Origin of the sequence: Arthrobacter sp. Y-9, from assembly GCF_029690065.1 — a bacterium.
GTDB lineage: Bacteria > Actinomycetota > Actinomycetes > Actinomycetales > Micrococcaceae > Arthrobacter_E.
In genome coordinates this window covers 1099664-1123875 of record NZ_CP121463.1, presented here as the reverse complement: position 1 = coordinate 1123875, position 24212 = coordinate 1099664, and the positions used below count along the sequence as shown (strand labels likewise).

The 24212-nt window shown below is 70.4% G+C and carries 15 protein-coding genes; 3 read left to right on the top strand and 12 right to left on the bottom strand.

Translation table 11 applies throughout. The features are described from left to right. Positions 1–21: 21 nt before the first annotated feature. Complete coding sequence (locus tag P9849_RS04865) at positions 22–1485, bottom strand: SLC13 family permease (protein WP_278268553.1); 1464 nt, start codon at positions 1483–1485, stop codon at positions 22–24. 186 nt (positions 1486–1671) lie between these two features. Between P9849_RS04865 and P9849_RS04860 the strand changes: the two genes are divergently transcribed. Next, positions 1672–3450 carry a sensor histidine kinase gene (locus tag P9849_RS04860; RefSeq protein ID WP_278268552.1) on the top strand — a complete coding sequence of 593 codons (1779 nt, stop codon included), beginning with the start codon at positions 1672–1674 and terminating at the stop codon, positions 3448–3450. Beyond that, the gene (locus tag P9849_RS04855; RefSeq protein WP_278268551.1) at positions 3447–4133 is read left to right on the top strand and encodes a response regulator; all 687 of its coding nucleotides are present in this window, start codon (positions 3447–3449) and stop codon (positions 4131–4133) included. The genes P9849_RS04860 and P9849_RS04855 overlap by 4 nt, the downstream gene beginning before the upstream one ends. A 7-nt stretch (positions 4134–4140) precedes the next feature. Here P9849_RS04855 and P9849_RS04850 read toward each other — a convergent pair whose 3' ends face one another. Beyond that, the gene (locus P9849_RS04850) at positions 4141–4647 is read right to left on the bottom strand and encodes a GNAT family N-acetyltransferase (RefSeq protein WP_278268550.1); all 507 of its coding nucleotides are present in this window, start codon (positions 4645–4647) and stop codon (positions 4141–4143) included. A 59-nt stretch (positions 4648–4706) separates the two neighbouring features. On the opposite strand from P9849_RS04850, the gene P9849_RS04845 reads away from it, so the two are divergent. Beyond that, positions 4707–5249, top strand: a complete 543-nt coding sequence (locus P9849_RS04845; protein ID WP_278268549.1) for a GNAT family N-acetyltransferase — start codon at positions 4707–4709, stop codon at positions 5247–5249. An 81-nt stretch (positions 5250–5330) separates the two neighbouring features. On the opposite strand, the gene P9849_RS04840 is transcribed toward P9849_RS04845, so the two are convergent. The 10 genes from P9849_RS04840 to P9849_RS04795 all read right to left on the bottom strand — a co-directional run bounded on the left by P9849_RS04840 (position 5331) and on the right by P9849_RS04795 (position 23866). Beyond that, positions 5331–6206 (bottom strand): inositol monophosphatase family protein, encoded by an 876-nt coding sequence (locus P9849_RS04840; RefSeq protein ID WP_278268548.1) that lies wholly within the window; start codon positions 6204–6206, stop codon positions 5331–5333. Further along, complete coding sequence (gene ligA, locus P9849_RS04835) at positions 6199–8535, bottom strand: NAD-dependent DNA ligase LigA (RefSeq protein WP_278269098.1); 2337 nt, start codon at positions 8533–8535, stop codon at positions 6199–6201. The genes P9849_RS04840 and ligA overlap by 8 nt, the downstream gene beginning before the upstream one ends. Before the next feature lie 221 nt (positions 8536–8756). Continuing rightward, positions 8757–13196, bottom strand: coding sequence for an FtsK/SpoIIIE domain-containing protein (locus tag P9849_RS04830; RefSeq protein WP_278268547.1), 4440 nt, complete (start codon positions 13194–13196; stop codon positions 8757–8759). Further along, positions 13193–13897 carry a hypothetical protein gene (locus P9849_RS04825; RefSeq protein ID WP_278269097.1) on the bottom strand — a complete coding sequence of 235 codons (705 nt, stop codon included), beginning with the start codon at positions 13895–13897 and terminating at the stop codon, positions 13193–13195. Before P9849_RS04825 ends, P9849_RS04830 begins: the two co-directional genes overlap by 4 nt. 116 nt (positions 13898–14013) lie before the next feature. Next, a complete protein-coding gene (locus P9849_RS04820) occupies positions 14014–15867 on the bottom strand; it encodes a serine/threonine-protein kinase (protein WP_278268546.1) in 1854 nt (617 codons plus the stop codon). Further along, positions 15864–17828, bottom strand: a complete 1965-nt coding sequence (locus tag P9849_RS04815) for an FHA domain-containing protein (RefSeq protein WP_278268545.1) — start codon at positions 17826–17828, stop codon at positions 15864–15866. Before P9849_RS04815 ends, P9849_RS04820 begins: the two co-directional genes overlap by 4 nt. Beyond that, positions 17825–18715, bottom strand: coding sequence for a protein phosphatase 2C domain-containing protein (locus tag P9849_RS04810; protein WP_278268544.1), 891 nt, complete (start codon positions 18713–18715; stop codon positions 17825–17827). The genes P9849_RS04815 and P9849_RS04810 overlap by 4 nt, the downstream gene beginning before the upstream one ends. Beyond that, positions 18712–20262 (bottom strand): RDD family protein, encoded by a 1551-nt coding sequence (locus P9849_RS04805; protein WP_278268543.1) that lies wholly within the window; start codon positions 20260–20262, stop codon positions 18712–18714. Before P9849_RS04805 ends, P9849_RS04810 begins: the two co-directional genes overlap by 4 nt. Further along, positions 20259–22658 (bottom strand): transglutaminase domain-containing protein, encoded by a 2400-nt coding sequence (locus tag P9849_RS04800; RefSeq protein ID WP_278268542.1) that lies wholly within the window; start codon positions 22656–22658, stop codon positions 20259–20261. Before P9849_RS04800 ends, P9849_RS04805 begins: the two co-directional genes overlap by 4 nt. Next, on the bottom strand, positions 22655–23866 hold the full coding sequence (locus P9849_RS04795; RefSeq protein ID WP_278269096.1) for a DUF58 domain-containing protein: 1212 nt from the start codon (positions 23864–23866) through the stop codon (positions 22655–22657). The genes P9849_RS04800 and P9849_RS04795 overlap by 4 nt, the downstream gene beginning before the upstream one ends. Positions 23867–24212: the final 346 nt, after the last annotated feature.

The window sequence follows — 24212 nt, the reverse complement described above, 5'->3', positions numbered from 1 at the left end:
TTCGCGGGTGGAAGCGGCAGGCTAGTGGCCGATGCCGATGGCCCCGGTCAGGACGCCGACCAGCAGCATCACGAGAGACACGACCGCTGCGCGCCACAGGACCTTCTTGTGGTGATCGCCCAGCTCCACCTTGGCCAGGGAGACCAGCAGGAGGATGGCCGGGACCAGCGGGGACTGCATGTGGAACGGCTGACCGGTGATGGAGGCCCGCGCCATGTCCGCGGCGCTCAGGCCGTAGTGACCGGCGGTCTCGCTCAGGATCGGCAGCACGCCGAAGTAGAAGGCGTCGTTGCTCATGAAGAACGTCATCGGGATGCTCAGCAGGCCGGTGATGACCGCCATGAACGGGCCCATGCTGGACGGGATGATCGCGACGAGCCACTCGGACATGGCCTTGACCATGCCCGTGCCGTTCAGCACACCGGTCAGGACAGCGGCCGCCATGACCATGCTGACCACGGCCACGATCGACTGACCGTGCGCCACGAGGGCCTTCGCCTGGTCCTTGACGTGCGGGAAGTTCACCAGGAGGGCGATGCCCGCGCCGACCATGAAGATGTACGGCAGCGGCAGCACGTCCATGACGAGCAGGACCATGATGGCCAGCGTCAGGGCGAAGTTGAACCAGATCAGCTTGGGACGCAGCGTCTCGCGGGTCGGATCCAGGGCGGTCTCGGCCAGGGTGCCGGAGCCGTCGGACGAGCCACCGGCGGAGCCGCCGCTCGGGGCGATCTTCTGCAGGAGGGCCGTGCGGGTGCCGATGCGGCCGCCGCTCGCCTTGGACAGGGCCGAGCCGTTCTTGACGTCGGCGACGTCGAGGGCGGTGCCGCCGTCGTAGGACGCCGCGGCGCCCCAGCGCTCCGGCTCGGCGACCATGAGGCGCTTGCGCTCCATGAGGCCGAGGCTCCAGGAGAACACCAGCACGACGACGAGACCGGCCAGCAGGCCCGGGACCATCGGGACGAAGACGTCGGAGACGTTGATCTTCAGGGCCGATGCGGCGCGGGCGGTCGGACCGCCCCACGGCAGGATGTTCATGGTGCCGTTGGCGAGGCCGGCGACACAGGTCAGGACGACCGGGCTCATCTTCAGGCGCAGGTAGACCGGCAGCATCGCGGCCGTGGTGAGGATGAAGGTGGTGGAACCGTCACCGTCCAGGGAGACCGCCATCGCCAGGACCGCGGTGCCCAGGACGACCTTGGCCGGGTCGTTGCCCAGCTTGCGGAGGATGAACCGGACCAGCGGGTCGAACAACCCCACGTCGATCATGGTGCCGAAGTAGATGATGGCGAACATGAGCAGTGCGGCCGTGGAGGTCATGGACTTCATGGACGTCATGACCATGTCCCCGATGCCCAGACCGGCGCCGGCGAAGAGGCCGAAGATGGTGGGCACCAGGATGAGCGCCAGCACTGGCGTCATCTTCTTGGTCATGATCAGAACCATGAAGACTGCGATCATGGCGAAGCCGAGCAGGACTAGCATCGCTGCGCTCCTTAGGTGAAAAGTGTCGGGTGCGTCACACCGATGTGACGCTCGCCATAGACGCTAAGGTGGCGCGCGTCACGCACCGGTCTTAAGCGCGCTTGATCCCGCTTGTGCTTGTTGAGCGCGTTCTGCTCATTTAGCTCAGGGCGCTTTTGGGGTAGGCTCGCCGCCGAAGGGAGTGCGATGCGAACACTGAAGTTCTCCACGCAGACGCTGCTGCTGCAGATCGCAGTGGTGCTGCTGACCGTCCTCCTCTTCGCCCTGGCCTTCGGCACGATCATGGTGGAGCGGATCACCCAGGAAGCCGAGCAGCGCGCCCTCACTCTCGCCCGTACGATCTCGTCCCAGCCTCAGGTGCGGCAGGAGGTGGCCCGGATCAGCGCAGCCACCGGCACTCCCCCGTCCACCGTCCTGGACCGCGGCCCCCTGGAGTCCATCGCCGAATCGGCGCGGCAGAGGACGTCCGCCCTGTTCGTCGTCATCACGGACGAGACCGGCGTCCGGCTGGCCCATCCCGACCCGCAGCGTCTCGCCGAGAAAGTCAGCACCGACCCTTCCGAGGCCCTCGCGGGCAAGGAGGTCGTCACGCGCAACACCGGGACGCTCGGACCGTCAGCAGGGGCCAAGGTGCCCGTCTACGCTCCGGACACGACGGCGGGCGGGGGCTCCGCCGTCGTCGGCGTGGTGAGCGTCGGCTTCGCCCGGGAACCGCTGGGCAGCGCCCTGCTCGGAGCGTCCGGACCGGTGATCGTGACGGCGTGCGGCGCCCTCGCCGCGGGAGTGGGCGCCTCGATGCTCCTGCGCAAGCGGCTGCGGCGGCTCACCCTCGGCATGGAGCCGGAGGAACTTACCACCCTGGTCCAGGACCAGGTCGCGGTCCTGGAGACCACGCATGAAGGCGTGATCGGGGTGTCCACGAGCGGCCGGGTGACGGTGGTCAATGCGACGGCGCAGGAGCTTCTCGGGCTTCCCGATCTGCAGGGCACCCCCTGGGCCGACGCCCCCGTGCCCGAGCCGCTGCGGGATCTGACGCGGCAGGAAGCCGCCGAAGACGAGGTCCTGGAACTCGTGGCCGGCGCGCGGGTCCTGCTCGCCACCGCCCGGAAGGCCGTGCACGACGGCGAGGACCTGGGCTGGGTGGTCTTCCTCCGGGACCGCACGGAGCTGGCCCAGCTCACCCGCCAGTTGGAGTCGGTCAGCACCATGAGCTCGGCCCTCCGCGCGCAACGCCATGAGTTCGCCAACCAGCTGCACACCATCTCCGGCCTCCTGGACCTCGGCGACACCGCACGCGCCGCCGAGTACGCGCACCGTCTCGTGGAGACCGGCCCCCTGGAGTTCCCGGTCGAGGGTCTGGAACGCCTGCCCGAACCGTACCTTCAGGCGTTCATCGGGGCGAAGGGCATCCGGGCCCGCGAGCGTGGTGTGACGCTGCGGGTCGGCGAGGACACCTTCATCCGGGGCTCCGTGAAAGCGCCGCACGACGTCACCACCGTGCTCGGAAATCTGATCGACAACGCCATCAACGCGGCCGTGTCCGGGACCCGTGTGGGGGGCCGCGCCGGCGGTGCCGACGGGGTTGGCGAGGGCGGTGCCGACGGCGCTGACGGCTCCGACGGCGAGCGGTGGGTGCGCGTGGACCTGCTGGACGAGCCCGGCCCGGAACCGCTCGACGGTTCTCCCCGGCTGGGGACGCTCCACGCCGTGGTCGCCGACTCCGGGGACGGGGTGGCCGAGCCCGACCGGCTCTTCGAGAAGGGCTACACCGCCTCCCGCGTCCCAGGGCACGGGCTGGGCCTCAAACTGGCGCTGGAACTCGCGCAGCGCCGGGGCGGCGAGGTGAGACTCCTCGACGCCGGAGGGCCGGGGTCCGGCAAGCACGACACCGGCTCCGGCGCAGTCTTCGCCGTCCGCCTGCCGACCGCCATGATGTTCACCACCACGTCCGGGGAGGACGCATGAGTCACGATTTCACCGTGCTGATCGTCGATGACGACTTCCACGTCGCCACGCTGCACTCCAACTACGTCCAGGCCGTGCCCGGGTTCTCGGTGGTGGGCCACGCCGGCAATGCGCAGCAGGCCCTGCAGGCGTTCCACTCACTGCGCCCCGACCTCGTGCTGCTGGACGTCTATCTGCCGGACGGCTCGGGGCTCGACGTGCTGCGCCAGCTGGACTGCGACGTCATGATGCTCAGCGCCGCGGCCGACGCGTTGTCCCTGCGGATGGCCTTCCGCCGCGGGGCCTTGGCCTATCTGCTCAAGCCGTTCGGCGGAGAGGAACTGGCTCAGCGCCTCCGGTCCTACGCGCGCTACCGGCGGCTGCTGGAGAAGACGACGGGCCTGGATCAGGAGGCCGTGGAGCGTGCCCGGCGGGCTCTGCTCAGCTCGGACGGACCGGCGGTGTCCTCACCGGCAAGGACCCGCAGCGCCACCGAACAGTCCATCCTCGAGGCCCTCGGCGGCGTCGAGAGCGGACCTGCCGGAGAGGCGCTGTCGGCGCTGGAGGTCGCGGAACGGGTCGGGGTGTCCCGTGCCACGGCGCAGCGGTACCTCTCCTCGCTGGCCGACGACGGCGCCGTCGAGATCCAGCTGCGCTACGGCACCACGGGGCGGCCGGAGCACCGCTACGCGCGGCGGGCGTGAGCGTCGCTCAGGCGACGTCCAGGCGGTAGACGAGCAGGCGGGCTTCCTTGTTGGGGGTCCACCAGTCACGCTCGGGGACGCGTTCGAAGCCCATCGAGCGGTAGAGGCCGTGGGCGCTCTCCCAGCTCTCGCCCGTGGTGAGGGAGACCGCGGAGATGCCGGGCCGGCGTCGCGCCTCCGCGAGGATGGCCTCGACCATGGCGCGGCCGGCGCCGCTGCGCTGCACGCCCGGGTCCACGACCAGAAGACGGAACTCGAGCTCACCCGCGCGGGCGATGTCCGACCACGCGTCGCCCTCGACCGCCAGCGTGACCGAGCCGATCACGGCGCCGTCGCGCTCCGCCACCCAGATCTCGGCCACCTCGGCACGTTCCGCGACCTTGCGGATGTGCTGGAGGTAAGGGAACTCGGGATCCGTGAAGTACCCCGCTGCGAGGTAGGCGTCCACCGTGATCCGGGCGATCTCCGGGTAGTCGGCGGGCAGGGCGGGGCGGATCAGAATCTCGGATGGCACCCATCAATGGTAGTCATTTCATGAAGTGCTCGCTTGACAACCGTGGCTAGGATGGGCCAATGGTGCCCAGTTTCACACTCCGCCCGCCCCTGCCGTCCGACGTCGAAAGCCTCGCCGCCCTTCATGTGCGCTGCTGGCGCGAGGCCTACGGGCACCTGCTCCCCGAGGAGTTCTTCACTGACGACCGCCTTGAGAGCCGACGCCGGCTCTGGACGATGCTGACCGCCTCGGCGGCCGCCGCACCGCAGTCGGCGCAGCCGGTCCAGTCAACCCAGACCAAGCCGGTCCAGACCATCAGGGTGGCCGAGGCGGCCGGCGAAGTGGTCGGGTTCGCGGGTGGGGGTGCGCCCCTCGACCCCGAGGAGGCCGCCCTCGGCCAGAACCTTTCGATGCTGTATCTGCGGCAGGACTTTCACGGCAGCGGCGCAGGTCAGGCCCTGTTCGACGCCGTGCTCCCGTCCGGCCCGGCCTTCCTGTGGGTGGCGAAGGACAACCCCCGCGCCCAGGCGTTCTACCGCCGGAACGGCTTCGTGCTGGATGGCACGGAGGACGTGCTGGAGGACTTCGGCGGGATCACGGAAGCGCGCATGGTCCGGCGCTGAAAACCCACGGTTCCGTGGTCCACCCACAGAAATTTCCGGGGGTGAACCACAGAACCGTGGGTCGGACGGCGGTGGGCCGGTCTAGAGCGGGAAGCGGGTCGCGTCCTCCAGGGCCCCGGCGCACGTCCAGGCTTCGAGCCGCTCCTCATCCGAGGGACCACCGTCGAGAGGGCTGCGGAGGTTCGGACGCCGCACCCAGCACCCGGCTTCCTCGGCCACGAGGGCTCCGGCGGACCAGTCGTGCTCGTTGAGGCCGCGTTCGCCGTAGCAGTCGTGGGTCCCGTCGGCCACGAGACAGAGGTCCAGCGCGGCCGAACCCAGCCTCCGCAGGTCCGCGAGACCGTCCATCAGCTGCGGGAGGGACGCGGCCTGCTCGGTGCGCACGCCGGCGTCGTACGAGAATCCGCTGGCCAGGATGCGGCCGCGGTGGCCCTCCGGCGGTCCGGTGAGGCGGCGCGGTTCCGGATTCCCGCTCGCGGCGTCCAGGAGCCACGCTCCCCCGCCGCGCGTCGCCCAGTACACCCGCCGCAGTGCCGGAGCGTCGACCACGCCGGCGACCCAGCTCCCGTCCGGGGCCGCGACGGCGACGCTCGTGGCGAAGTACACGATGTTGCGGATGAAGTTGGTGGTGCCGTCCAGCGGGTCGATGGACCAGCGGTAGCCGCTCGGGCTGTCCGGAGCCGTGGTGCCGTGCTCCTCCCCGGTGATGACGTCATGAGGCCGGTGCCGCGTGATGACGGCGCGCACGGCGTCCTCCGCCTGCCGGTCGAACTCGGTGACCCAGTCGTTGTCACTGGTCTTGTTGTCCGCGACGCCGGTCACGTCCTCCTGGCACAGCGTGGCCCGCTGTGCCAGGACGGCTGCACCGGCTGCGGCGGCTTCCCGCGCGACGGCGAGCAGTTCTTGCGTGGACGGCTGCTCGTGAGGGACGCCGCTCGGGACGTGCCGCTCACTCATCCCCGGACTCCTCCTGAAGATCCCCGGACGGCGTCTCCGCGGCGGCGGCCGTCTCCTCGGAGCCCGGCGTCTCCTCGGCCCCCTCGGCCTCTCCCCCATCCAGGCCCGCCGGGCCCTTCTCCAGGAGGATCCGGAACGCGTCCTCGTCCAGGACCGGGACCCCCAATTGCTCAGCCTTCTCCAGCTTGGAGCCCGCGGCCTCTCCGGCCACCACGTACGAGGTGTTCTTCGAGACCGATCCCGCGGCCTTGCCGCCACGGATGATGATGGCCTCCTTCGCCTGATCCCGGCTCAGGGTGGGCAGCGTGCCCGTGACCACGACGGTCAGACCTTCGAGGGTCTTCGGCATGGACTCGTCCACCTCGTCGGCCATCCGCACTCCTGCGGCGGCCCAGGCGTCCACGATGTTGACGTGCCAGTCGTCGGCGAACCACTCCTTGACCGCGGCGGCGATGGTGGGACCTACCCCATCCACGTTGGCCAGTTGCTCCTCTGAGGCCTCGCGGATCGCGTCCATGGAGCCGAAGGCAGTGGCCAGAGCACGGCTCGCCGTCGGGCCCACGTGCCGGATCGACAGCGCCACGAGGACGCGCCAGAGCGGCTGCGACTTGGCCTTCTCCAGCTCGGTGAAGAGCTTCTTGGTGTTGGCGCTCGGGCCGGCCGGCGACTTCGCCGTGCCTTGGGTCCAGAAGTACGGCTTCAGCTCCCAGACTCCGGTGCCCGCGCCCTTCACACGCTTCTCCCGCCAGACCTTCACCTCGCCCAGGGCGGCCCGCAGATCGGCGCCCGCCGTCTCCGAGGCGAGGTCGAACACGCGCGACTCGTCCGTCAGAACGCCAGGCCCGGTCGGCTGGACCAGTCCGCCGGTCCCCGCAGGGTCCGGTCCCGGGCCGGCCGTCAGGGCGAGCGCGGCTTCGTCGCCCAGGGCCTCGATGTCGAAGGCTCCACGCCCAGCCAGATGCGCCACCCGCTGGCGGAGCTGGGCCGGGCAGGAACGGGCATTGGGGCAGCGGAGGTCGACGTCGCCCTCCTTGCCCGGCGCCAGAGGCGTGCCACAGGACGGGCAGGTCTCCGGCATGACGAAGGCGTGCTCGGTGCCATCGCGCAGGGCGAGGACGGGGCCGACGATCTCCGGGATGACGTCACCGGCCTTGCGGAGCACCACGGTGTCACCGATCAGGACGCCCTTGGCCTTCACGACGTCCTGGTTGTGCAGGGTGGCCATCTCGACGGTGGAGCCCGCCACCTTCACCGGCTCCATGACGCCGTACGGGGTGACACGGCCCGTGCGGCCGACGTTCACCCGGATGTCCAGGAGTTTGGTGTGCACTTCCTCGGGCGGGTACTTGTACGCGACCGCCCAGCGCGGCACGCGGGAGGTGTGGCCGAGCTGGCGCTGCACGGCGAGCTGATCGACCTTGACCACGATGCCGTCGATCTCGTGGATGAGACTGTGACGCTTCTCCCCGTACTCGGCGATGAACCCGAGGACCTCCTCCAGCGTGTCCAGCACCTTGAAGTACGGGCTGGTGGGCAGGCCCCATTCCTGGAGCAGGGCGTAGAAGTCGGACTGGGACGCCAGGTCCAGACCTTCGTGGCGGCCGATGCCGTGCACGTACATGGACAGCGGGCGCTTGGCGGTCTCGGCGGGGTCTTTCTGGCGGAGCGAGCCGGCGGCCGCGTTCCGGGGATTGGCCAGCGGCGCCTTGCCCTGCGCGATGAGGATCTCGTTGTACTCATCGAACGCCTTGGACGGGATGAACACCTCGCCGCGGATCTCCACCTCGGCCGGGTGCCCCGTGCCGGAAAGCTCCCGCGGGATCTCCTTGATGGTCAGGACGTTGTGCGTGATGTCCTCGCCCGTGGTGCCGTCGCCACGGGTCGCCGCACGGACCAGCTTGCCGTCGCGGTACAGCAGGTTCACGGCGAGGCCGTCGATCTTCAGCTCGGTGAGCCAGCGCGGCGTCGCCAGTCCGAGGGTCTGCGTGCTGGCGAGCGTCTTCTCGACCCACGCCGTCAGCTCCTCGAGGGAGAACACGTCCTCCAGGCTGTACATGCGGCTCAGATGCTCGACGGCGGCGAACGCCGAGGACACCTCCCCGCCGACCTCCTGCGTGGGCGAGTCGTTCGACACCAGTTCGGGATGCAGCGCCTCGAAGCGCTCGAGGCGCAGATACAGCTCGTCGAACTCGGCGTCGCTGATGAGGGGCTCGTCCTCCTGGTAGTAGGCGTGCCGGTACCGGCGGACCTCATCCGCCAGGTGCTGGTACTCCTCACGGAGGGCCTCCGCCGGGGTGCCGCCGGAAGGCTCCACGACGTCGTCTTTCATCACGGGTGCCACGGGATTCTCGCTCACCCCTCCATCCTGCCACGCGGCACTGACATCGGAGGAGGGTGAAGTGCGGAGGGGACGGGAGACCCTTCGGCGCCTGCGCTCGAACGCCCGCGCCCCATCGCCGGCCTTCCGGTCTGCGAGGGGGCGCGGGCGTGCTCACGCAACAACGGCGCTGTCAGGGTCTCCCGTCCCCTCCACCCTTGCGTTCTCCAGGTTCAGGCCTCCGGGGGCAGCGCCACCTGGACCTTGCGGACCTTGCCGCGGGCGATGACGTATCCGCGGCCCGGGATGAACTGGTCCTTGATCCGGCCGAGGCTCGTGCTCAGGAGCGAGTCGCCGTCCATGTCGCCCGGGTTGAGCAGGATGCCGCGGCGGCCGGACTTGAACGGCTGTGCCAGCTGCCAGGCCGAGGACCAGGTGGACGTCTCGGACTCGGCCACCACCCACTGGCCCGACTTCACGGACTCGGTGACCAGACGGGCGAGGCCCGGTTCCGCCATGGAGTCCGTGAACTCGGTGAGGCCCTCGATGAAGAAGGCGACCCGGCCCGGCCGTTCCTGCGCGAACTCAAGCAGTTCGTCCACGCCCATCTCGACGTCGTCGGTCCCCACGAACGCCTTGTCCCACACCTTGAGCGAGCCGACGGCGGAGCGCCGGGAACCGAGGTAGACGGCGGTGCCGCCGGGATTGGCCTTCTTGTACGCATGCGCCAGGGTGACCAGGGCCGTGGTGCGGCCCGAGCCGGGAGGGCCGGACACCATGAGCGCGCCTTCGGTCGGCACCTGGGCCGAGGTGAGGGTCTCGTTGTCCACGCCGAAGGCCGCCATACCGGGGCTCGCCACCGGCAGGATGCCGAGATCGACCGACTCCGGCAGACGCTGGATCCCCGGCGCCTGCGGGATGCCGCGGCGGAGCATCGCCTCGCGGAGCTTCTGCACACCACGGGCCTGCAGCGCGAGGTTCGGGGTGCCGCCCAGCACGGCCAGCTGCACTTCCAGGCCGTCCAGCATGCCGCGGCCCGGAGGGGACGAGGCGTCGAGGACATCCTTCGGGGCATCCAGGGTGATGTAGTCGTCGACGGCGGACAGGCGCAGGATCAGCCGCTTCTGGATCGAGGCCAGCAGTGCGGTGGGCACGGACCCCGGACGGTCACCGGTCACCACCAGGTGGATGCCGAGCGGGCGTCCGTCCGTGGCGAGCTGGAGGAAGATCTCCCAGATCCCGGCGCTGCTGGAGTACTCGTACGAGTCCCGGAAAGCGCTGATGCCGTCCACCAGGACGAAGATCCGCGGCTCGTCCGGTCGTTCGGCGAGCTTCCGGTACTCCACGATCGTGGACGCCTTGACCTCGGAGTAGCGGCGCGCCCGCTCCTCCGAGACGTCCCGGAGCCAGCGGAGCAGACGGCCCACGCGTTCCTCGTCATCGCCGTCGATCACGGCGCCGACGTGGGGCAGGACTTCGAGCATCGTCAGACCGGCGGAGCCGCAGTCGATCCCGTAGACGTGCACGGGACCGCCGCGCGGCGTCACGGCGGCGGCCACGGCGATGCTGCGCAGCGCCGACGACTTGCCGGAACCGCCGGTGCCGAAGATCGCCATGTTGCCATCGCGGTCCGGCCGGTAGAAGACGAGCGGCTGGCTCTGGTGCGCCGCGTCGTCCCCGACGCCGAGCAGCAGTTCCTCATCGGTGAGCGGACCCTGGAGCTCGGAGAAGTCGTAGGCCGACTGGAGCACGGGCAGCCACGGCTTGCGGGGCGGCTCGATCGCGAGCAGATCCGCCGCTGCCTTGATGGTCTCCGTCATCCGGGCGATGTCGTTCGGGCCCGTGGGCTCCGGCTCCGGCTCGCGCAGTCCGGCGTCGACCTCCCACACGGCTCCCGCGCCGAAGTTCATCTCCACGATGTCGATCTGCGGGCGCGGCGGACGTTCCGTGGTCCAGCCGCCGGCGTAGCCGGTCTGGAAGCTCTGGAGCCGGCCGGGACCGGTCTTGGCGGCGGCACGGCCCGGGATCGCGGGGTCGAAGTACGCGGCCAGCGGCGTGCCGATCACGTCCGTGGCGTCGTCCTCGTCCGCCATGCGCAGCGCGACGCGGAGGTTGGTGTTGGCGCGCAGGCTGCCGCGGATCACACCGGAGGGCTGCTGCGTGGCGAGGATCAGATGCACGCCGAGCGAACGGCCACGCGCGGCGACGTCCACGACGCCGTCCACGAACTCCGGCATCTCATTGGCCAGGGCCGCGAACTCGTCCACGATGATGACCAGATACGGCGGCGCATCCGGGTCGGCCTCGCGCTGCATCGCCAGGAGGTCCTTGGCCTTCTTCCGGTTCAGCAGGTGCTCGCGGTAGTGCAGTTCGGCCCGGAGCGAGGTCAGGGCACGGCGCACCAAGTGGGGCGAGAGGTCGGTGACCAGGCCCACCGTGTGGGGCAACTGGACACAGTCGGCGAACGCGCTGCCGCCCTTGTAATCCACCAGGAGGAAACTGAGACGGTCGGGGCTGTAGGCCGAGGCCATGCCCATGATCCAGGACTGCAGGAACTCGGACTTGCCGGCGCCCGTCGTGCCGCCGACCAGGGCGTGCGGGCCCTCGTTCTTCAGGTCCAGGAACATCGGCTCGGAACCGGTGGAGCCCACCAGCGCGCGCAGCGTCCCGTTGTCCTTGCGGTTGGGGATCGCGGTGCTGTGGATGGAGTTGTTCTCCTTCCACCGCTCCCCCACGGCGTTCGCGGAATCCAGCAGCTCGCGGCCGAGGAGGTTCACGAAACTCACGCTGCGCGGCAGGTTCGAGTCGTCTTCGAGCGGCCGGCCGACGTCGACGACGGACGTCAGCATGCGGGCCAGCTGGGTCGCCAGCTCCTCATCGACGCTCTCGCAGCTCACGGGGTAGCTGTGCCGCCCCAGCCGGACCTGGCCGGTGGTGGCGCCCTGACCGCCGTCGACCACCATGAAGTCGCGGCAGGCCGCGGGCAGGGACTGCACGTCCGCGGCGAGCCACATGATGTGCACGCCGGTGTCAGCGCCGCGCTCCACCAGACGGGTCAGACGGCCACGGTCCACGGGGGCGTCGTCCTCGACGACCACCAGGACCTCGGGGACCACGGGTGCGGGCGGATCGACCAGATCGTCCTTGAGCTCGCCGCGCGGGGACGGGACCGGTTCCTTACGGCCCGCGGCCCGCTCGTCCACCAGGGCCTCCAGACGCTCCAGGAGAGCGGTTCCGGCGGCCTGACCGGCGGCGAGGTGATCGCCCGGGAGCGGGCTGTGACCCGAACCCACGTGCGGCAGCCACTTGAGCCACGCCCAGCGGTCCTTCGACCGCGTGGAGGTCATCGCCGCGATCACGACTTCGGCGGGCGAATGCAGGCCCACCAGCTGGACGACCAGGCCGCGGGCGACGTCGTCCATCACGTGGCGTTCGCCGGCCACGCCGAACGAGCCGGAGTGCCGGAGCTGGGAGACGAGCGGGACGCCGTCGATCGTGGAGTAGTACGCGATCGCCTCCTGGATCTCCCGGGCGTAGACCGCTTCGGTGTCCCGGTCCTGGGGCTCCTCGATCTCGACGCGTGACGGCGCCGTGCCCAGCCCCAGGCGCAGGGAGAGGAAGCCGCGGTGCTCGGTGCGGTGGGTCCAGAGCAGTGGGCCCAGACGGTAGATCGCGTCCACCGTGTCCGCGACGGAGGGCGTCTCCTGCAGGCGGACCGAACGCTCCACCTTCTGCAGTTCCGTCATCTCCGAACGGAACTGGTCCATCCCCTCACGGAACTGCCGCAGCTGTTCCTTGAAGCGCTTTCCGGAATGCCGCTTCTGCTCCCACCAGTGCCCGATGGCGAAGAGCGGCATGAGCGCCATGAAGACCACGCTCGTGATGTTCTGCGTGATGGCGAAGAGCGCCGCGCCCATGAACAGCGGCAGCATCATCATGAGGATGGGGAACGGTTCCTTCTCCCGCGGCTGCGGACCCTTGGGCGGGACCTTCTTCCGCACGGGGAAGCGCGCCACGACGCGCGGGGACCGGTTGAAGTCCACCATGGGCTGGGTGGCGACGGCTGCCTGGTTCCGCTGCACCGTGATGATGGAGATGGTCGTGTCGCCCAGGGTGATCGTGTCCGAGGACCCCAGGACGGCACGCGTGACGGGCAGCCCGTCCATGAGCAGGCCGTTGGCGGAGTTGGTGTCCACCACTTCCACGGTCTCGCCCACCAGGATGCGGGCGTGGCGCTTGGAGGTCAGCGGGTCGCTCAGTCGGATGTCGCTGTCGCGTCCCCGGCCGATGTAGCTGGTGCCGGACGGCAGCGGGAACTCGCGTCCGGCGTCGGGCCCGGACAGGACACGCAGGGTCGCGACGGCGGGACCGCCGGCCTGCTGATGGGTCGCGAAGGCCTGGCTGACCGGGGCGATCGAGACGGCGGAGCCGGGCCTCAGACCCGACTCGAGCAGCTTGGCGTCCGGGTCCAGGACCTGCCCGCGCATGGCGCCGCCCACATAGGACTCCTCGACCAGCAGGCTCATCCGTCCGGGGTCGGACGGGTTGGGCCGGTCAGGGTCGGCGAGCCAGAGTTCACGGGCGATGTCCGAGACGGTCGCGCTGCCGTCGACGGTGACGGCCAGGTCCTTGCTGTCGAGGTCTCCGCGTCGGAGTGTCAGGCGGAGTTTCACTCGCCGGCCTCACCTTTCATCTGTTCGAGCAGGGGCAGGTCCGCGGCGGTCACCAGGTGCGAGGTGACCGCGTGCTCCACGAGGCGCGCGCGGCGGTTCATGGCGAGTTTGCCGCCGCCGCCCCGCAGCCCGGCGACTCCCACGCGGTCGAGTTTGTCGCACACGTTGTCGAGCTTGCGGTTGAAGCGTGTGAGCGCCCATCCGAGCCGACGGGCGGCTTCGGCCGAGCTGGGGATGGCGCTGAACCCGGTGCCCTCGCGGCGCAGCATCGGCTCGGCGAGCGCGACGATGATGGCCTTCTGGGAGTCCGTGAACACCACCGGGCCGATCGTCGTCTCACCGTCGGCCTCCGGGTCCTTGGCCTGGTGCCGGAAGGCCGGGCTGTTCTGATGCACGGAGAACTCGTAGGTGGTGGGACCGGCGGTGAAGACCACCGTGGTCAGTCCGAACACCAGCGGGATCCGCGCCCCGGGCGCGAGCCAGGCCTGCATGCCGCCCGACCCGTCCGCGATGGTCGCCGAGATCATGGAGCCCACGTTGCTGAGCCACCAGATCCCGTCGTAACGGGCCACCTCCAGGAAACGGCGGTGCAGGTACGGGTTGTCATCGATCGCGAGGTCGCCCTCACGCCCGATCACGAACACCTCCTCCGGAACCGGTTCGAACCACTCCCCGCAGTAATCGATGGAGAGTTCCCTCACGGGCTCCTGCCCTGCCTCGATCATCCTGTACTCCTCACGCTTTCAGTCCCCCGCTGCACGTTCATTCGGGCCCCGCATTCCTGCCCCGTATTCCGGCCCCGTATTCAGGCCCCCGCTCAGGGGACGCAGACCTTCGCCGAGTCGGAATCCCCGCTGGAACTGGAGCCGTCGGTGCGGACCACGATCACCTGGATGCAGGTGGGCTGCCCCGCCGTCGGCTTCACCCGGACGTTGTTCTGTTCGGCTTTCACCCAATCCCCCTGTTTGGTGGCGGAAATGGTGCGCCACTTATAGGTGTCGCCCGCTCTCGGGTCCGGGTTGCTCCAGGAGAAGAAGAGCTTTCCCGAGCCGTCCGGACTGCCGCTGAGGTTCCGCACATCGGCCACCGTGCCGTCGCCCAGAGGGTCCACCGGCTTGGCCGTCGACCCGCCGGAGAGCCCGGAGGTGCTCGACTGGCTGGCAGCGTCCGTGGAGCGGTCGCGGCCCTTGCCGCCGCCCTGGTTCAGCACCACCACGAGCACGACGGCGAGCCCCAGCAGGAGCGCGCCGGCCACCACGCTGATCCACAGCTTGGCGCGGCTGCCGCCCTGGCCGGCGTCGTGCGGCTGCGGCGAACCGGTCCACTGCTGGCCGGTGTCCTGGCCAGCGGTGTTCAGCTGGCCCGTGTGCTGCTGGCCGGTGGTCCCTGACCCCTGCATGCCGCGGAGCAGGGTGGCGCTCGTGGCGTCGTCCTCGCGGGTCCGTTCCCAGGCCGCAGGGCCCACGGGTCCCGCCGTGCCACCCGACGGTGTGGCGGGCGTGCCCCCGTGGTAGCCGTAGGGAGCACTCCCCGGGGCGGCGCCGCCCTGCGCCGCCGGGCCGCCGGACGTGCCGGGGACCGTGCCCGTGGACCGCATCATGGTGGGGTCCTCGGGCAGCGTCTGGTTCGGCGCCGTGTAGTTCGGGGTGGTCCGGTTCGGTGCCGTCCCGTCCCCCGAGGTGCCCGTGCTGCCCGTCCTGCCACTGGAGCTGTCCGGATCGATCACGGAGATCCCGCGGAGCCGGGTCGCCTCGACCTCCTCGTCCGAGTGGGAGTCGTCCTGGATGGGATCGCCCATCACCTCGAACGCGGTGACGGACAGGCTCAGTTCGGCCTGGATGCGCTGCAGCGCCAGACCGAACGCATACGCCGAGGGGTACCGGGCGGCCGGGTTCTTGGCCATGGCCGTCGCGAGCGCCAGTTGCAGGGCCTCCGGCACATCGGCGCGTCCCAGCCGCGGCAGAGGCGTGTTGCTGATCCGGTTGATCATCTCCGCGTTGGAGTTGTCGGCGCCGGGGACGGCGAACGGAGAATGCCCTGCCAGGAGGGTGTACACGGTGGCGCCGAGCGCCCACACGTCCACGAGCACCCCGTCGGTGGAGCTGGAGGCGAAGCTCTCCGGCGGCGACCACGGCACGGACATGGCGCCGTCGTTGCCATCCTCCTCCGGATCCCCGCCGATGATGCCGGAGATGCCGAAGTCGGTGAGGGCGGGACGGTTGTAGTCCGTGACCAGGATGTTGGCGGGCTTGATGTCCCGGTGTGCGATGCCGGCCCGGTGGGCCGTCTCCACGGCCGAGGCCACCTGGATGCCGATGGCGAGAGCCTCCTGCAGACGGAAGCGCTCCTTCCGGTAGCGGAGGTCCAGGCTCGGCCGGGAGCAGTACTCCATGGCCAGGTAGGAGTGTCCGTCCGGCGTGATGTCCGCTTCGTAGATCGTGACGATGTACGGGTGCGTGGACAGCTGTGCCATCAGGTTGGCTTCGGACTCGAAGGCGCGCCGGGCGCCTTCGGTCTTCAGACCGGCGTGGAGGACCTTGACGGCCACCTGCCGGCGCGGCCTGTCCTGCTGGTACAGGTAGACGTCGGCAAAGCCACCGGATCCGAGGACCCGGACGTAGTTGAACCCGTCGATCCGGGGCGGCGGGGCAGCGGGGCGTTTACGGCTCACGGGAGATCCTCGAAGACGATGTAGACCTGGTCACCGAGCTCGGCGACGTCGCCGCTCAGCACGAGCGCCGTCTCCGCCTGGCCGAGGCGGCGCGGGGACTGTCCGTCCCGCAGCAGCACCGTGCCGTTGCTCGAGTTCAGATCGCACAGCACCACGTTCCAGCCTTCCAGCCGGACCTCGGCGTGCGAACGGGAGATGTCCCTCTTGGGACTGTCCACCTGCACGAGGTGGGGCATGTCCCCGCCGGAGACCCGGGAGACGGACGGCTGACGGCCCAGGATCACGTTGCGGTCCAGCACCACGGTCTCGCCGCTGGGCAGCCGCAGCCGGCCGAGCGCCGGGCGCGGAACGCTCGCGGCGTCGCCGGCGATCTGCTCCTCGCAGATCATGCAGTGCGTCCGGGTTGGCGGGTTGGCGTGACCCCGGAGGCACATCCGCGCCAGGACCCGGGGTCCGTTGGCGGGCGCTTCCGGAGCGGCTTGGGGGGCGGCCTGAGGAACGCCCGCGGGCAGTTCACTGCGGAACACCGTGTGCCCGTCGTGATCCGGATCGTCGCCTTGCGGCGCTCCCGGAGGGAACGACGGCGGCGTCGGCGGCAATGGAGGCGGTGAGGCCACTCCGCCGGGAGACTGCGCCGGAGTTGGGACCGCAACCGGCGCCACGACCGGGGCCGGACCTCCGGAACGCGCCCAGGGCACCTCGTCGATGAGGGATTCCTCGGCCTCCGCGGACGGCAGGAGGGTGTTCTGGGACTCGTCCTGGCCGGCCGGACCGGAGGAAGGCTCCGGGGTCTCCGCCGGCGCCGGGTCCTGGTCGGCGCCGTGGCCGTCCGGGGCGGCGTTGCTGGACCCGGTGCCGGTTCCGTTGGCGTCCGCCGTGGCGTCCGGTTTCTTCACGCCGTCTGACGCCTCTGCGCCGTCTGACGATTCCGCGCCGTCCGGCGTCGACAGGAACTGATCCCAGAGGTGATCGTAGGTGGTGGTGAGGTCGTTGGGCGCGTCGGCATCATGATGGTGCGCCGGAACGTCGCCGGAATGCTGCCCGGAGGCAGCCTCCGGGCCCTCGCCCGCGTCCCCGTCGCCCGTTGCCTGGGCTTCCTCGTCCGAGACCACGACGGCACCGTCCAACGAGGCACCGTCCGCCTGGGCGTCATCCAACGGCGCGCCGTCGCCCTGGCCGGGCTCGTCCCCGGCCTCGTCTTCCGACGCGTCCTGGTCGGCCTCGGCGTCCACGGAGTCTCCCGCGTCCGAGTCCTCGCGCGCCGCCCGCGCCCCCAGAAGCTCCGTGGCCAGGCTGTCCGTCTGGCCGTCGAGGCTGTAGGAGGGCTCGTCGTCGTCCTCGTCCGACGAGGGGTCCCAGGAGACGGCCGACTGCGGCGCGGGTGAGACACTCGCCGACGGGTTCCACGACGGCGCGGGCGCGGCGAAGAGCGGCGCGTCCACCGTGTCCTCGTGCGCCGTCGCGGGCAGATCCTCCGCGGCAACATCGCCGGAAGCTTCACCCGGCTCCTCGGCCACCGGAAGTTCGCCGACCACCAGGACGGACGCCGTCACGACGCCCGCGTCGAGCGGCATCCACGGATCGTCGTCCTCGTCCGACGGCTCACCGGCGCGGATCTCGAAGGTGTCGCTGGACGGCAGGGTGCGCTCGTTCCAGGTGGTCACCCCGCGGCCGTGCACCTCGTGGCCGCTGCCGTCGAGGGTCCGGACCTGCAGATCGCCCCGGAGGAACACCCGCAGGGAGTCCCGGTGATCGACCACTGCGAAATCGGGAAGGCCGGTGACCGAGGTCCCGAACGAGCGGGTGACCTCGTTCAGCAGCTGGTCCACGGACGGGTTGCGGCCCAGGAGCTCCCAGAGCTGCTGGATCCTCTCGGTGCCGGAGTCCGGGGACACCACCACCGCGATCCCATTGCGCAGGACGTAGAGCCACGGCCCCTGCCGGTAATGATTGGTGTTCATTCTTCCTCCCCTGACGCCGCGGCGGGCGCGGCGCTCTCCTCGCGGAGCGCCAGGAGCTCCCGCGGCAAAGTGTCCTCAGTCTCCGCGTCGATGCGGGGAGAGGTGGTCAGTTCGCCGTCGTGGGCGAAAGCGTCGACCACCACCACGCTGACATTGTCGCGGCCGCCGTTGCGGAGTGCGGCCTGGATCAAGGCGTCCGCGGCTTCCTGCGGGTCGAAGGTGCTCTGCAGGACGCGCCGGATGAACTCGTCGGAGACCTCGCCGGTCAGCCCATCCGAACACACCATGACCCGGTCGCCGTCCTCGATCGGCAGGAGCCAGTAATCCGGTGCGCCGCCGTCGCCGCTGCCGAGTGCACGGGTCACCACGTGACGGCGCGGATGCCGTAGGGCCTGCGTGGCGGAGATGGAGCCGTTGTCGATCAGTTCCTGAACCTCGGAATGATCCACCGTCACGCGCTCGAACGTGCCCCGGCTGAGCCGGTACGTCCGGGCGTCTCCGACGTTGAACACCAGCCAGTACGGCTTCTGGTTCTGTTCCACCACCGCGACGCCGCTCAGCGTCGTCCCGGCGCGACCGGAACCCTGCTGGCGGATCGCCAGATCGGCTTCCTGGAGAGCCTCCTGCAGACGGGTCACGTCCACGTCGCGGTTGCCTTCCGGGGTGGCCAGGCGCTGGGCGAGCGTGCGGACGCAGATGCCGCTGGCGATCTCCCCCGCTTCGTGCCCGCCCATGCCGTCCGCCACGGCGTAGACGGGGTCCTGCGCGATGAGCGAATCCTCGTTCAGCTCGCGGCGGAGACCCCGGTCCGTGCCGAAGCCGGCGGTGAGGGTGAGAGGCCCGGCGTCGTGGGCCGAGGCGAAATCAGAGGGGACTTCAGAGATCATGGTGTGCTCAGCTTAAAAGTCCGGTCCCCGAATTTCACAGTTGACCCGGGCCGGACGAAACGTGCCTCGCCCGCCACGAGGCGGACCAGGGTGCCGTCGGCCAGCATTTCACCACTGCCGTTGGTCGACTGGCGGTCCGTGACCCAGGCGCCGCCCGAGGCCGGGACCACCAGGAGGTGGGTCTTCGAAATGGACCGGCCGGCATCGTCGAGTGCCAGCAGACGCAGACGCTCCTCCCCGGCCCGGGCGGTCGGGTTGCGCCCGATCAGGACGCCCTCCTCGAGCGGGACCTGCGCGCCGTCGTCGAGCAGAAGGACCAGGGAGTCCTGCTGACCGGCGGCGCCGGACGGCAGGTGGGCGCGGAGCATCGTCTCCCCGTGGTCGGCGGGCGCCGCCGGAGGGGCGAACTGCTGCTGCGGCGGGGCGAACGGCGCCGGCTGGCCGTACTGGGGCTGACCGTACTGCTGCTGACCGTACTGCTGGGGGTCGGGCTGCTCGGGCTGCGCGGGTTCCCCGAACTGTGCCGGGAACGGCGCCTGCGGCACCGGCGGGACCTGACGGCCCTGCGGCTGCGGGGCGGCCGGACCAGGCTGAGGAACGACGACGGGCGTGACCGCCTGCTGCTGTGCCGGCTGCTGCTGCGCCTGCTGAGGGGTCTGCTGAGCCTGGCCGTGCGCGGCCAGCGGCGACACCACGGGGCGGACGGCGGGCAGGTCGAGCGTCGGGTAACTGTGCGTTCCCGCGATGCCCTCGGTGGTCACGGGGTTGCGTCCGGCACGGACGTCGAAGACCAGCGTGCGGGCGACCTTGTCATGCCAGCCCTGCTGGCGTTCATTCGGATCCCAGGCGTTGGACACACCCGCCACGATCAGCCACACGAAGGACACGATCGAGCCGATGCCTCCGACGACCTGCACCACTCCGGCCGGTGCGAAGAACGACATGATGCCGCCCACCAGGGCGAACAGGATGTTGGGCGCCAGCAGGACGAGCCACCGCAGGAACACCGCTCCCGCGCCCGGGGCATATCCCTCGAGCTCGGTGGTGCGGATGCCGAAGATGGCGTTGCCGAGCGAGTTGCCGCTCCGGGCCTCCATGATCCACATGGTCACCACATACGCCAGCCAGATCAGCACCGCGAGGCCGGACATGATGACGGCGAAGATCACGTCCTCCTGGCTCGGCCCGAGATTGGCGGAGCCGGCCAGACCGTTCTTCAGGAGTGCTGCCGTGCCCACCGAGAGCAGGACGCCCGCGATGATGCCCGGCACCGCCAGGTCGATCAGCTTGGAGAAGAGCCGCTTCGCCGCACCCGCGCGGACCACGGGCTGCGTGGCCGGAAGCTGGTCAGGATGCTGGGCGACGATCCCCGGGCTCGAGGACTGCCACGGACCGCCCTGCGGGGCGCCGCCCGGCTGCTGAGGGTGCTGCACGCCGTTCCTCAGCGCCGCCCGGTTGCTCAGGGACGTGCCGCAGGCGAGGCAGAACCCCGCTCCGGGGGTGAGCTGTTGCTGACACTGGGGGCAGCGTTCAACATTGATGCTCATTGCCCTTCTCCTTTACTGCGTCGTACCTTCTCCAGGAGGCCCCGAGGGCCGGATTCCAGGACCGTGCGTGCTTCCACCAGCAGCGAGCGAGGCGAGAACCTGGCCCGCTGGCGGCGCCAGAAGCCCATCCCCTCGGTCATGCTCGTCAGGGACTGGTCCACATTCTCCCAGTACGCCCGCACTTCCTCCTCGGCCGGTTCCCCGGCGCCGAACACGGCCGCGTCCGCACGCTGAGCGAGCAGCACCGTGCCGGGCGCCGCACTCGGGAAGGACTCGCCCACCAGGGAGGACGTTTCACGGCGCGTGGCCTTCGGGTCGACGGGCGCGCCGAGATCCGTGGCCAGGCTGACCACCTCGCTCCAGCCTCCCGAGAACCGCTGGGCCGGCGGCCCTTCGAGCGCCCGCTTCTTGCGCCGGCGGCTCTTGAGGACGGCGATCACCACCAGGGGCAGCGCCAGGATCAGCACCGGGATGGCCGCGAGGCCGATCGTGGCGAGGATGGGGCCGAGGACGGACCAGAAATCGTTCTTCTTCTGGTCGGCGTCGGCGGCCTCGGGCTGGGAGTCCGGCGGCAGCTCGGCCGGCTCCTGCGGCGGGGGCGGCGGCTGCAGGACCTGCGGCTTCGGCTTGGAGTTCTTCTCCGGGTCCGGCGGAATCGGGACGTTGTCCTTCGGCGGCGTCGGATCGAACGGGATCCAGCCGGCGCGGTCGAAGTTGACCTCGACCCAGGCGTGCACGTCCTTGCCCTTGATCTGGATGTCCCCACCGCCGTTCTGCGGGCTCTTGGGGTCCGGGTAGAAACCCATCACCACGCGGGCGGGGAGACCCAGCTGACGGCAGATCAGCGCCATCGCGGAAGCGTACTGCTCGTCGTCGCCCAGCATCTGCTTGGCCGTGAAGAGCGTCGTCAGACGAGCCGCACCATGGCCGGACAGGCTGGGGACCTGGCCCTCCGTGACGAGCCCGTTGCTGAACGCGCCCTTGGTCCGGAAGTATGCCTCGATCTGACGCACCCGGTCGATGTCCGTGGGCGCGTCCCCGGCGATCTGGTCCGCCTTCTGTGCGAGCGCCTGCGGGACCCCCTGCGGCCTCGGCAGCGTGTCCGCCGCCACGCGGTACTGCGTCAGCTGGCCGTGGCTGAGCGTGGGAGGGACCTGCACCTGCACGGTGTAGTGGTCCCCCTTGCCCAGGCCGAGCGTGCTGATCGCGGTGTCCGAGCCGGAATTGAAGTACAGGCCGCTGCCGGCCGCGCTTGAGACCGGGAAGTCGAACCCGACCGTCCGGGTGCCGCCCGGCACGAAGTACCCCTGGTACTCCCCCACCGTCACATCGATCGTGTAATCGGAGGTGCCGTCGCCCGTGGGCGCTTGGGGGTTCAGCGCGCGGGCGTCACCGACCTTGCTGAAGTTGCCGGTGCCGTTCGGGTCCACGTTGTAAACCGTGCCGTTGTAGCTGTCCAGGGCTGCGAGGCGCACCCTGCCGTCCTTCGGCAGGCCTTTGACCTCGAAGAGCGTCTTGTCCTTCTGGTCCTTGACCATGGTGCGGAAGCTCGCCAGCGGCGTGATGTAGTTGCGCGGGTCGAACGGCGGGACCACGACGTCGCGCAGCACCTTCCGCTCGGTGGTCGCCGTCACGGCCGGGGACGCCAGAGCCGTGACGACCACGGCGCCGGCCACCACCGCGGCGCCCAGCGCCAGACGGTTGAATCGCGCCCGGCGCACGGCGCCGGCGTCGTGCTCGGCTCCCTTGGCGACGATCCGCGCCTCCACGCTGCGCAGGCGGGAGCGGCGCCAGGAAGCCCAGATGAGGGCCCCGACGCCGAGTGCGACGCCGCGCGGCACGGTCAGGAAGCTCGCATTGGTGCTGAAGGCCACTCCGACCACGAAGAGCGCGAGGACGGGCAGCAGGGGCCAGAGCGCGCTGCGGAGCCGCCAGGTCAGCAGACCGGCCGCCACGGCGCAGAGGAGCCCGGCGAGGAACGGGACGACCAGCATGTCATCGGCCACGCCGACCGGGACGCCGACGGTCAGCATGTCCTTCCACGAGAACACGATGCCGAGCAGCAGCGTGCGCAGGGAATCCAGGCTCGGCAGGACACCGAACAGGGCCTGCGTGGGGGTCGCGAGGGCGCTGCCGAAGAGGAAGTAGACCAGGACGCCGGAGCCCGCCGTCGCCAGCAGACCCATCTTCAGGCGATGGCTCAGGACCGCGACGCCGAGACCCAGCGCGACACCGCCCAGGCCGGCCACGAGGTACCGCGGGTCTCCGCCGTAGCTGAGGTGCAGGCCGAGGACGCCCAGACCCAGCAGCAGGAACAGGGCCGCTGCGTCGACGAGGTCCTGCCAGGAGGGGAGCCCCTGCCGGCCGAGGATGCGAGTGGTGGACGCGGTGCTCATGCGACCGCCTTTCGCAGAACGAGAGCCAGATCGTCGAGACCGCCCAGGGTGAGCACGGTCAGATCGGCGATGATGGCGCGGGACGGCGCGGCCCCGGGCTGGATGCGGATCGCCATGGCGCGGACCCCGGGCAGGACGGACGCCGCGCAGGAGCGCAGCTGAGCCGGGGTCACATGGCTGCCGACCACGAAGAAGACGACCGATGCGTTCGGCACCCGGTCGGCCAGTCGGCGGGCGAGGTCCACGGCGTCCCGGCGGCCGGTCATGCTCTGGAGCCTGGTCGCGTCATCCAGCATGGTCCGCCCGGTGGCACAGCGGAGCGGCCCGCGCTGGGTGAGGATGTCCAGTTCGCGCTGTTCCACGAGCGCCTGCCGGCCCACGGAGCAGGCCACGGAGATGGCGAGTTCGAACTCGAGTTCGGTGGCGTATTCGTCGAGGTTGGCCGAGAGGGCGATCGCCAGATGCGCGCGGCGGGTCTCCTCGAACTGGCGGACCATGAGGGTTCCCAGGCGGGCCACGGTCTTCCAGTGGATGTGGCGGCGGTCATCGCCCGGGGCGTACTCCCGCAGGGCGTGGAAGGACACGTCCGTGTTGGAGAGCTCCTTGGTGGTCATGCCCTCCAGGTCGCGGATGAAGCCGGCGGCCGGACTGCCCAGCGCCACCGTGCGCGGGTGCACGAAGAGCTCCACCGGGTCGGTCCAGCGAATCTGGCGCTTGAGGAGGTGGAAGGGATCCGCCCGGACGGAGACGGCCGGTCCGACCATGATCACCTGACGGCGGTTCGTGGGGATGCTGAACAGGTCCTCGTGCAGTTCCTGGGGACGGAGCCGCGGGATCGGGAAGCTGGCCACCGCACGGCCCACAGGAAGTTCGAGGGTCGAGTGCATGACCGGCCGCGGAGCCGTGTTGATCACGGAGATGCCGCCCACGGCGTTGTCCCCCACTGCCACGCGGGTGCGTGTCAGATCGAGCGTCACCTGGTAGGAGGACCGTCCCACGATGAACGCGCAGCTCGCCACGAGCAGCACGCCCAGGAGGAGCCCGAGCGCGGCGGCCTCCTGCCAGCCGAAGGAGATCGCGAACCACGCCATGCACGCGACGAGCGCCAGGCAGGCCCAGCCCAGGGGCGTGATGACCGAGACCACGGGACCCACGCGGCGGACCAGGACGTCACGGACCCGGCCGACCACGGGACCGCAGACGTCCACGATCACCCGCCAGGCCTGCCGGAGGACGGACACGGGACGGGCGGTGACGGTCCGGAACCCGGCGAGTGCCTCCGCGGTGGTGTCCTTGCCCGCAGGCCGGTTCGGGCGCGGCGCTTTGGCGGCGCCGGAGGCCTTACCGGCGCGAGCGGCTTTCCCCGGGCGCCGGGCACCACGGGGCGGGCGCGACGGCGACGGGCCGGATCCGCCGGCCTGTGCCGGATTTCCAGAAGCCTGCGCCGCTGCTCCAGGACCCTGCGCCGGCGGGGCGGAGGGCTGAGGCGGCCTTGTGCCGGCCGCGGGCCTCCGAATGGTCCGGTCGTCCCCCGGGGGCGGCGGGGCGCCCTGA

What these genes read in the sequence shown, in the direction of transcription:
- P9849_RS04865 (WP_278268553.1), bottom strand. Translation starts at nt 1,485, where the DNA reads ATGCTAGTCCTGCTCGGCTTCGCCATGATCGCAGTCTTCATGGTTCTG.
- P9849_RS04815 (WP_278268545.1), bottom strand. Translation starts at nt 17,828, where the DNA reads ATGAACACCAATCATTACCGGCAGGGGCCGTGGCTCTACGTCCTGCGC.
- ligA (WP_278269098.1), bottom strand. Translation starts at nt 8,535, where the DNA reads ATGAAAGACGACGTCGTGGAGCCTTCCGGCGGCACCCCGGCGGAGGCC.
- P9849_RS04840 (WP_278268548.1), bottom strand. Translation starts at nt 6,206, where the DNA reads ATGAGTGAGCGGCACGTCCCGAGCGGCGTCCCTCACGAGCAGCCGTCC.
- P9849_RS04805 (WP_278268543.1), bottom strand. Translation starts at nt 20,262, where the DNA reads ATGAGCATCAATGTTGAACGCTGCCCCCAGTGTCAGCAACAGCTCACC.
- P9849_RS04810 (WP_278268544.1), bottom strand. Translation starts at nt 18,715, where the DNA reads ATGATCTCTGAAGTCCCCTCTGATTTCGCCTCGGCCCACGACGCCGGG.
- P9849_RS04855 (WP_278268551.1), top strand. Translation starts at nt 3,447, where the DNA reads ATGAGTCACGATTTCACCGTGCTGATCGTCGATGACGACTTCCACGTC.
- P9849_RS04800 (WP_278268542.1), bottom strand. Translation starts at nt 22,658, where the DNA reads ATGAGCACCGCGTCCACCACTCGCATCCTCGGCCGGCAGGGGCTCCCC.
- P9849_RS04860 (WP_278268552.1), top strand. Translation starts at nt 1,672, where the DNA reads ATGCGAACACTGAAGTTCTCCACGCAGACGCTGCTGCTGCAGATCGCA.
- P9849_RS04845 (WP_278268549.1), top strand. Translation starts at nt 4,707, where the DNA reads ATGGTGCCCAGTTTCACACTCCGCCCGCCCCTGCCGTCCGACGTCGAA.